This is a genomic window from Arthrobacter sp. SPT-J7 (assembly GCF_059089965.1).
On the sequence record NZ_JBNHFF010000147.1, the window covers coordinates 1 to 8,381 of the forward strand.

The 8,381-nt window shown below is 63.8% G+C and carries 8 protein-coding genes; 5 read left to right on the forward strand and 3 right to left on the reverse strand.

Features of this window, described 5'->3' with window-relative positions; genetic code table 11:
* Positions 1 to 78: 78 nt before the first annotated feature.
* Together AC5RWX_RS27315 and AC5RWX_RS27320 are read left to right on the forward strand one after the other, a co-directional pair.
* Positions 79 to 1,299 carry a pyridoxal phosphate-dependent aminotransferase gene (locus tag AC5RWX_RS27315; RefSeq protein ID WP_494099399.1) on the forward strand — a complete coding sequence of 407 codons (1,221 nt, stop codon included), beginning with the start codon at positions 79 to 81 and terminating at the stop codon, positions 1,297 to 1,299.
* Between the two features lie 52 nt (positions 1,300 to 1,351).
* The gene (locus AC5RWX_RS27320) at positions 1,352 to 2,206 is read left to right on the forward strand and encodes a polyphosphate kinase 2 family protein (protein WP_494099400.1); all 855 of its coding nucleotides are present in this window, start codon (positions 1,352 to 1,354) and stop codon (positions 2,204 to 2,206) included.
* 4 nt (positions 2,207 to 2,210) lie between these two features.
* Here the strand turns inward: AC5RWX_RS27320 and AC5RWX_RS27325 are convergent, their stop codons facing one another.
* Both AC5RWX_RS27325 and xseA read right to left on the reverse strand, forming a co-directional pair.
* Complete coding sequence (locus tag AC5RWX_RS27325) at positions 2,211 to 2,429, reverse strand: exodeoxyribonuclease VII small subunit (RefSeq protein ID WP_494099401.1); 219 nt, start codon at positions 2,427 to 2,429, stop codon at positions 2,211 to 2,213.
* Entirely contained in the window at positions 2,422 to 3,762 is a 1,341-nt protein-coding gene (xseA, locus tag AC5RWX_RS27330) for an exodeoxyribonuclease VII large subunit (RefSeq protein WP_494099402.1), read from the reverse strand. The genes AC5RWX_RS27325 and xseA overlap by 8 nt, the downstream gene beginning before the upstream one ends.
* 162 nt (positions 3,763 to 3,924) lie before the next feature.
* On the opposite strand from xseA, the gene AC5RWX_RS27335 reads away from it, so the two are divergent.
* Entirely contained in the window at positions 3,925 to 4,776 is an 852-nt protein-coding gene (locus AC5RWX_RS27335; protein WP_494099403.1) for a hypothetical protein, read from the forward strand.
* A 9-nt stretch (positions 4,777 to 4,785) separates the two neighbouring features.
* Positions 4,786 to 5,865 (forward strand): 4-hydroxy-3-methylbut-2-enyl diphosphate reductase, encoded by a 1,080-nt coding sequence (locus tag AC5RWX_RS27340; RefSeq protein ID WP_494099404.1) that lies wholly within the window; start codon positions 4,786 to 4,788, stop codon positions 5,863 to 5,865.
* A gap of 114 nt (positions 5,866 to 5,979) precedes the next feature.
* Here AC5RWX_RS27340 and AC5RWX_RS27345 read toward each other — a convergent pair whose 3' ends face one another.
* Positions 5,980 to 7,209 carry a DNA recombination protein RmuC gene (locus AC5RWX_RS27345; protein WP_494099405.1) on the reverse strand — a complete coding sequence of 410 codons (1,230 nt, stop codon included), beginning with the start codon at positions 7,207 to 7,209 and terminating at the stop codon, positions 5,980 to 5,982.
* 100 nt (positions 7,210 to 7,309) lie between these two features.
* Here AC5RWX_RS27345 and ychF point away from each other — a divergent pair.
* The coding region (ychF, locus tag AC5RWX_RS27350) for a redox-regulated ATPase YchF (protein WP_494099406.1) at positions 7,310 to 8,381 on the forward strand (1,072 nt) is incomplete at its 3' end.

An 8,381-nucleotide genomic window follows, 5' to 3' on the forward strand; every position in this document is an offset into this window, starting at 1 on the left:
AATTCCTGTGGTTGCGCCTGGCACCGGTGTGGCTGACGTCTCAGCGGAAGTGCATCCCTCCTGTGGCATATTTAGTGGATGGCAGAATTCAAGCAGTCCACGAAGCTCAACAACGTCCTTTACGACATCCGTGGACCGATCCTCCAGGCCGCCCAGCAGATGGAGGCGGAGGGGCACCGGATCCTCAAGCTGAACATCGGAAACCCGGCGCCGTTTGGATTCGAAGCGCCGGACGCCATCCTGGTTGACATGATCCGCCACCTGCCGCATGCCCAGGGCTACAGCGACTCCCGCGGCATATTCTCGGCGCGTACCGCCGTCTCGCAGTACTACCAGACCCGGGGTATCCAGAACATCCACGTTGATGACATTTACCTGGGCAACGGCGTCAGCGAACTCATCACCATGTCCTTGATGGCCCTGCTCGACGACGGCGACGAGGTCCTGATTCCCACGCCTGACTACCCGTTGTGGACCGCGTCCGTGGCACTCGCCAGCGGGAAACCGGTCCACTACCTCTGCGACGAGGAATCCGGCTGGCAACCTGACCTTGAGGACATGGAAGCCAAGATAACGCCGCGGACCAAGGGCATCGTGGTCATCAACCCGAACAACCCCACAGGCGCCGTCTACCCCGAAGAGACGCTGAAAAAGATTGTGGCCCTCGCCGAGAAGCACGGACTGGTCGTCTTCGCCGACGAAATCTACGAGAAGATCCTGTACGAGGACGCAGTCCACGTTAACCTGGCCAAGCTCACCGGCGACCACGTTCTCTGCCTCACGTTCAGCGGCTTGTCCAAGGCCTACCGCGTGTGCGGTTACCGCGCGGGCTGGATGGCCATTTCGGGACCCAAGAAGGATGCAGCCGACTACCTCGAGGGCATCAGCCTCCTGGCCAATATGCGCCTCTGCGCAAACGTTCCAGCCCAGCACGCCATCCAGACGGCCCTTGGCGGATACCAGAGCATCAATGACCTGATCCTGCCCGGCGGCCGCCTCCTGGAACAACGCAACAAGGCATACGACATGCTGAACGCCATCCCCGGCGTCAGCACCCAGCAGGCACGCGGGGCCCTCTATCTCTTCCCCCGGCTCGACCCTGAGGTCTACCACATCCGTGATGACGAAAAGTTCGTCCTGGACCTTCTCCGGGAACAGAAGATTTTGGTCTCCCATGGCCGCGCCTTCAACTGGGTGCGCCCGGACCACTTCCGCATGGTCACGCTGCCCAACGTCAAGGACATCGAAGAGGCTGTCGGGCGGATGGGGGACTTCCTAAGCAGGTATCAGGGGAACTAGCCTGTGCTCACGGGCGCTTGAGTCCCGTGGCACTTCGCAGAGAGGATTCCCCATGGCCAGCGTCATAGGCTTCGATCAGCACCCTTCTGAAACCCTGCGGGCGGGGGAAGGATTCTCACTGGCCGACGTGGACCCGGACTCCACGCCCGGGTACAGCGGCAGCAAGGAGGACGGAAAGGCCCTGCTGGCGGACCTGGACGACGAGCTGGGCGAGTTGCAGGAGAAGCTGTTCGCAGAGTCACGCTTCGGCGGACGGAAGCGGATCCTTCTGATCCTGCAGGCGATGGATACGGCGGGCAAGGGTGGAATCGTGAACCACGTCATGGCCGCCACCGACCCGCAGGGCATCCAGTTCAAGGCTTTCAAGGCTCCGACGGATGAGGAGAAGTCCTACGACTTCCTGTGGCGGATCCAGAAGGAAGTCCCTGCTGCCGGCATGATGGGTGTTTTCGACCGGTCCCACTATGAGGACGTGCTGATCCACCGTGTCCACGGCTGGGCCAGCCCTGATGAAATCAAGCGCCGCTATGTGGCAATCAACGAGTTCGAGGGGCGCCTGACGGAGTCGGGGACAAAAGTCGTCAAAGTGATGCTCCACATCAGCGGGGAGGAGCAGAAGTCCCGCCTGCTGGCCCGGCTGGACAACCCGGCCAAGCACTGGAAATACAACCGGGGCGACCTGGACGAACGCGCCTTCTGGGACGACTACATGGATGCCTACCAAGCCGCCATCGACGAAACGAGCACCCGGGACGCGCCTTGGCACGTGGTTCCGGCCAATAAGAAGTGGTACGCCAGGATCGCTGTGCAGCAGCTGTTGCTGGGGGCTTTGGCCGAACTGAACCTTGAATGGCCCAAAGCCGAGTTTGATGTAGCAACCGAGCGGGAGCTGATCCTGCGTTCCTGAAGCGTTACAGCGGCTGGTCGCGGGCTGCGGCCAGCCGCTTCCTGGCTCCTTCCAGCCATTCCTCACACCGTGCGGCCAAGGCTTCGCCCCGCTCCCACAGCGCCAGGGATTCCTCCAGGCTGGCGCCACCTGCCTCCAGCCTGCCCACCACCGCGATGAGTTGTTCGCGTGCTTCCTCATAGCTCAGCGTTGCGACGTCGTTTCCTGGCTTTTGCTCAGTCATTGGGGACTCCGGTTTCCGATGTGTGCTGTTCTGGCTTGCCCGTGGAGGTGGCGCCGAAGCGGCCTTCCGCCACCCGGACCGAGAGCGGCGTTCCCGCCGGCGCCTCCGCCGGGCGGCGCACCACTGCGTGCCCTGAGTTGGCGGAACGTGCCGCCAGTGCGTCGGCGAGTTCGACGACGGCGTACCCCCGGTCGAGCGTTTTCTGCGGGGACAGAGCGCGTACCTGGGCCTTCAGGTGCTCCAGCTGGTCAGCAGCCCGCACCACGGTGGAGCTCACCGCCGCGGAGGACCGCCGGAGCAACCGCTCAATTTCTTCGGACCGGACGGTCACCATGCCTTCGGGTGCAGCCATGACCGGCCTTGAGTGAAGGGACGCCAGGCGGTCCGATTCCCTGTCCACAAGGCGCTCCATGCACCGGCGCAGCTGCTCCCTGGCCTGGCGTACCCCTGCCAGTTCTTCGGAGACTTCCGGCACAATACGCTTGGCCGCGTCAGTGGGAGTGGAGGCGCGCAGATCGGCAACGTCGTCCAGCAGGGGCCTGTCCGCCTCGTGGCCGATGGCACTCACCACGGGAGTGGAAGCGGCTGCCACAGCCCGGATCAGTTCTTCGCTGTTGAAGGGCAGGAGGTCCTCCAGGGCGCCCCCGCCGCGGGCGATGACAATAACGTCCACCTCCGGGCGGGCATCCAGGTCCCGCAGCGCGCGCACCACCTGGGATACGGCCGTATTCCCCTGCACGGCAACCTCGCGGATCTCGAACTCCACCGCGGGCCAGCGCAATGCGGCGTTCCGGAGGATGTCCTTTTTCGCGTCAGAGTCACGGCCGGTGATGAGGCCGATGCGGTGCGGCAACAGGGGCAGCGGCTTCTTGCGGGAGTCTGCAAAGAGACCTTCGGCGGCGAGGGCCTGGCGGAGCCGCTCGATCCGGGCAAGGAGGTCGCCCAGGCCAACCGGCCGGATGTCCCTGACCAGCATGTTCAGCCGGCCCGTCTTGATCCAGAACTCGGGCTTGAGCAGAGCGACCACCCGGGAACCGCGGTCCAGCGGAAGGTTCTGGCGCTCCAGCACCTTGGTCCACACCGACGCCGGCAGTGAAACTTCAGCGTCAACGTCCCGCAAGGTGAGGTAGGCATTGCTGCCGCGGCGGTTCAGTTCAATGACCTGGCCTTCGACCCAGGCCGACGGCGTGCGGTCGATGTGGGCTTTGAGCTTCTGCGAGAGGAGCTGCAGCGGCCATGGGTTGTCCGGGGTGGTTTCGGCCGCCGTCGCGGGAAGGGTAGTGGGCGCGGACAGTTGCTGACCGGGGACGGGAAGTGAGGCCTGTTCAGACATGCGAAGTCCCTTGCGGGGACGGAGCTGCGGGCATGGGGTCCTTCGTCTGTTGGTCGGCGGTCATTCAACCTTATCCATAAGCTGTAGCATCCGGGACTGACAGTGGCGGATCAGGATGCCCGCCTAGGATGGGTGGACCGCCATCGACCTGAAGGAACTGCTGTGCGCACTTTTGTTTCCGCTGCTGCCACCGTGCTGGCCGTACTGCTCGCCGCCGTGGCAGTTCCAGCCATCTGGCTGGACCGCAACATTGTCCAGGAGGAGGGCTTCGTGGAACTGGCGGCGCCGCTGGGCAGGAACTCTGAGTTCCAGCCAGGACTGGCGGCGGCTGCCATCGGTACGATCGACACGAGTGCCGTCCCGGGCTTCCTCTCGGACCTGGTCCGGCCGGTATTGGAGAACGCCGCGGCGTCCCTGACTGGACTCCCCGGCTACCCCGCCGCGTGGGAAGAAACACTGCGGAGGAGCCACCGCCTCAGTTTTGCGGGGACGGATGCGGACCGCCCGGGCTCTGCGTCTGCCTCATCCCTGACCCTCGACGTCGCGCCTCTGGTGGCGCTGGGCTCCGAGGAAGTCTCACGCGCCACCAGGCTTCCCCTGGACCCGCCGGAGCAGACGCTTATCAGTGTGGGCCAGGCCGAGCAAAAAGAGTGGACCGAGCGCCTGCGCACCTATGCCCCCGCCGGCTACCTGCTGGCCGGGGGATCGGCGGTAGCGTTGCTCCTTGCCCTGGTTGCCGCCCGCCGGCGCTGGACAGTGCTGGTGGGTGCAGGAGTTGGTGCGTTGCTGCTGGCAGCCCTCTGGCTGCTCGGCATGCAGGCAGGCTCCGCGGCCGTGCTGGCTACGGACAGCGGAAACGAGGTGGCCAACATGTTCAGGGATGAGTTCGTCGCGGCGTCCTCCGCCAACTTCCAAACCTGGACCTGGGCCACGGCAATCACCGGCGGCGCGCTGGTGCTGGCGGGAGTTGTGGCAGGGCTCATACCGCGCAGGCGGGCGCGGGCAACCCGGTAGAATCGAGTAATGACCCCCTCAGCTGTTTCCCTTTCGATGCCCACCATCCCGCGTAGGCGCCGTTCTCCTGAGGAAGTAGCTGCTGCAGCACCCGTAGCCGGACCCAAGAAGGTGCTGCTCGCTGCCCCTCGGGGATACTGCGCCGGTGTTGACCGTGCCGTCATCGCCGTTGAGAAGGCCCTGGAACACTATGGCCCTCCGGTGTACGTGCGCAAGCAGATTGTGCACAACGTCCATGTGGTCAGCTCCCTGGAGGAAAAGGGCGCAATCTTCGTTGACGAGACGGACGAAGTGCCGGAAGGTGCGCTGGTGATCTTCTCCGCCCACGGCGTATCGCCGGCCGTGGTCCAGTCCGCGGAGGACCGTGGCCTGCGCACCATCGACGCTACCTGCCCGCTGGTGACCAAGGTCCACAAGGAAGCCGTGCGGTTCGCCAAGGACGATTTCGATATCCTGCTGATCGGCCACGACGGCCACGAGGAAGTTGAAGGCACAGCAGGCGAAGCTCCGGAACACATCCAAATCATCAACGGTCCGCACGAAGTGGACAAGGTGACGGTGCGCGATCCGGAAAAGGTCATCTGGCTGTCACAGACCACCCTCAGCGTTGACGAGACCATGGAAACGGTCCGTCTGCTCAAGGATCGCTTTCCCACCCTGCAGGACCCGCCCAGCGACGACATCTGCTATGCCACCACCAACCGCCAGGTGGCGATCAAGAAGATTTCCCCCCAGGCAGAGCTGGTCATCGTCGTGGGCTCGGCCAATTCCTCAAACTCCGTAAGGCTTGTGGAGGTTGCCCTTGAATACGGGGCAAAGGCCTCCTACCGGGTGGATTTTGCCAACGAAGTAGATGAGGCCTGGTTTGAAGGGGTCGCAACGGTTGGCGTGACGTCCGGGGCGTCCGTACCCGAGGTGCTGGTGCAGGACGTTCTGCGTTTGCTGGCCGATTACGGCTACGGCACCGTCGAGGAAGTCGTCACGGCCGAAGAAGATCTCCTCTTCTCGCTGCCGAAGGAGCTTCGGGCAACCCTGAAGCAGGCCGGCGATGTTAGCCGTGCACTGGGCGGACGCCGGCCGCGGAGCTAAGAACGCCTGGCGGTGAAGCTGGGAGCAAAGCAAGTGGGCCTGGCAGCCGTAACTGCCAGGCCCTTTCCTTATCCGGGATTCCTGACCTTGGAGCTCCTACCTACGAGGCTGCCCTCAGGCCGCCTCGTCCTCGCTTTGGAGTTCCGGGGCGGCCAGTGTGCGCGGTGTGACCTCCACGACCGGAGGAGTCATGAGGCCCGATTCCTCCAGGGTGTTCAACTTCCTCGCAGTGGGAAGGACACGCGCTTCCAGGGTGCCCACCATGGAGTTGTAGCGGTCCACGGACGACTTCAGCGAAGACCCCAGTTTGCTGACATTTTCACCCAGGGTTCCCATCCGGTCGTACAGCTGCCTCGCGAGGTCGAACAGTTCGCGGGCGCTGTCCGTCAGGACGTCCTGCCGCCAAGTGAAGGCCACAGACTTCAGCACAGCCAGCAGCGTGCTGGGCGACGCCAGGACAACATTCCTGGAAAGCGCATGGTCCAGGAGTTCGGCATCAGCCATGAGTGCTGCGGCCAGGATCGATTCGGCCGGGATGAAACAGATCACCAGCTCGGGGGAGTTGCCAGGGATGTCCCAGTATTTCTTGTTGCTTAGTGAGTCCACATGTGCCCTCAGTGCCTTTGCGTGGGCAGCCAGGAGCCCCTGCTGCGAGCGGCGGTCCGGGCTCAGGGGCAGCCCGGGCTGCCCCGTCCGGGAATCCATGGACGCGCCGAGCTCCTGCGCCTCGAGGTAGGCCGACAGTGGGACCTTTGCATCAACCACCAACTGCTTCTCGCCGGGCAGCTGGACCACCAGGTCCGGTCGGACGGAAGACTCGCCGCCGCCGCTGTGGACCTGTTCGATGAAGTCGACGTGCCGCAGCATCCCGGAGGCCTCCACCACGCGCCGCAACTGAACCTCTCCCCACTGCCCGCGCGCGCTGTTGGAACGCAGGGCAGACTCCAAGGCATGGGTGGACCGGATCAGCTGCTCGTCCGAAAGCCGGGCTTCCTGCAGTTGCTGGGCGAGCTGGCCATACTGTTCCAGCCTGTCCCGCTCCAGGAGCGCCACCTGCTGCTGCACTGCCGTCAGTTTTTCAGCCACGGGTGCCAGTGCACGGAGCACGCTGCCGTCCTGGGACCGTGATTCCCCCAGCTCACGGTTCTGTGCAGCCAGAAGGCGGCGTTCGGCGTCGGCGGCGGCGAACTGTGCGCTCACCTCTGAAAGCCGCGACGAAACGGCGTCGAAATCTTCTTCCACGGCACGGCTGTTCTTCCGCAGCGCAAAGTAGGTGGCTGCAGCGCCCGCAAGGGCCCCCAGCAACAGCATGAATAAAGCCAGTATCAGCGCAAAAGCATCCATGTGCTCACTGTCGCACGGGGCTGTGACATTTCCCGGAAGCGACATTTCAGCCTGCCGGCCCGGAAGCCCTGGGCGCCTCCTGCGGGTAGAATCAATGCTCGTGGCTCTTACTATTGGCATCGTCGGCCTGCCCAACGTCGGCAAATCAACCCTTTTCAACGCACTGACCCGCAACCAGGTGCTGGCGGCGAACTACCCGTTCGCCACCATCGAGCCCAACGTCGGCGTCGTGAACCTGCCTGACCCCCGCCTTCAGAAGCTTGCTGAGATCTTCGGTTCGCAGCGCCTCCTGCCGGCTCCGGTGTCGTTCGTGGACATCGCCGGCATCGTCAAGGGCGCGTCCGAGGGTGAAGGCCTGGGCAACAAGTTCCTGGCCAACATCCGCGAGGCAGAAGCTATTGCCCAGGTGGTGCGCGTGTTCGACGACCCCGATGTTATTCACGTGGATGGCAAAGTGGACCCGCGCTCCGACATGGAAACCATTAACACCGAGCTCATCCTGGCAGACTTGCAAACCATCGAGAACGCCATTCCGCGGATCGAAAAGGAAGTCAAGATCAAGAAGCGGGAAGCTGCGGAGCTTGCCGCGATCAAGGCAGCCCAGGTGGTTCTGGAACGCGGCGATACCATCTTCTCTTCCATTAAGAGCGACAAGCTGGAAATGGAACACCTCAAGGAGCTCGGCCTCCTGACGGCGAAGCCGTTCATCTACGTCTTCAACGCCGACGAAGCGATCCTGGGCAGTCCCGAAAAGCAGGAGGAACTGCGGGCCATGGTTGCCCCGGCGGACGCTGTTTTCCTTGACGCCAAGCTCGAAGCCGACCTCGTGGAACTTGACGAGGAAGAGGCCCGCGAAATGCTGGAAATGAATGGCCAGGATGAATCCGGACTGGACCAGCTGGCGCGGGTCGGTTTCCACACGCTGGGGCTGCAGACCTACCTCACGGCCGGCCCCAAGGAAACCCGTGCCTGGACCATCCGCCAGGGGGATACCGCACCGCAGGCAGCAGGGGTAATCCACTCTGACTTCCAGCGCGGCTTCATTAAGGCCGAGGTGGTCTCCTTCAAGGACCTGGTGGAGGCCGGTTCCATGGCCGAGGCCAAGTCCCGGGGTAAGGTCAGGATCGAAGGCAAGGAATATGTCATGGCCGACGGCGATGTGGTGGAGTTCC

Bases quoted from the DNA above. Each gene is read 5' to 3' on its own strand.
- AC5RWX_RS27315 (WP_494099399.1), top strand. From the start codon at position 79: ATGGCAGAATTCAAGCAGTCCACGAAGCTCAACAACGTCCTTTACGAC.
- AC5RWX_RS27320 (WP_494099400.1), top strand. From the start codon at position 1,352: ATGGCCAGCGTCATAGGCTTCGATCAGCACCCTTCTGAAACCCTGCGG.
- AC5RWX_RS27325 (WP_494099401.1), bottom strand. From the start codon at position 2,429: ATGACTGAGCAAAAGCCAGGAAACGACGTCGCAACGCTGAGCTATGAG.
- xseA (WP_494099402.1), bottom strand. From the start codon at position 3,762: ATGTCTGAACAGGCCTCACTTCCCGTCCCCGGTCAGCAACTGTCCGCG.
- AC5RWX_RS27340 (WP_494099404.1), top strand. From the start codon at position 4,786: ATGACCCCCTCAGCTGTTTCCCTTTCGATGCCCACCATCCCGCGTAGG.
- AC5RWX_RS27345 (WP_494099405.1), bottom strand. From the start codon at position 7,209: ATGGATGCTTTTGCGCTGATACTGGCTTTATTCATGCTGTTGCTGGGG.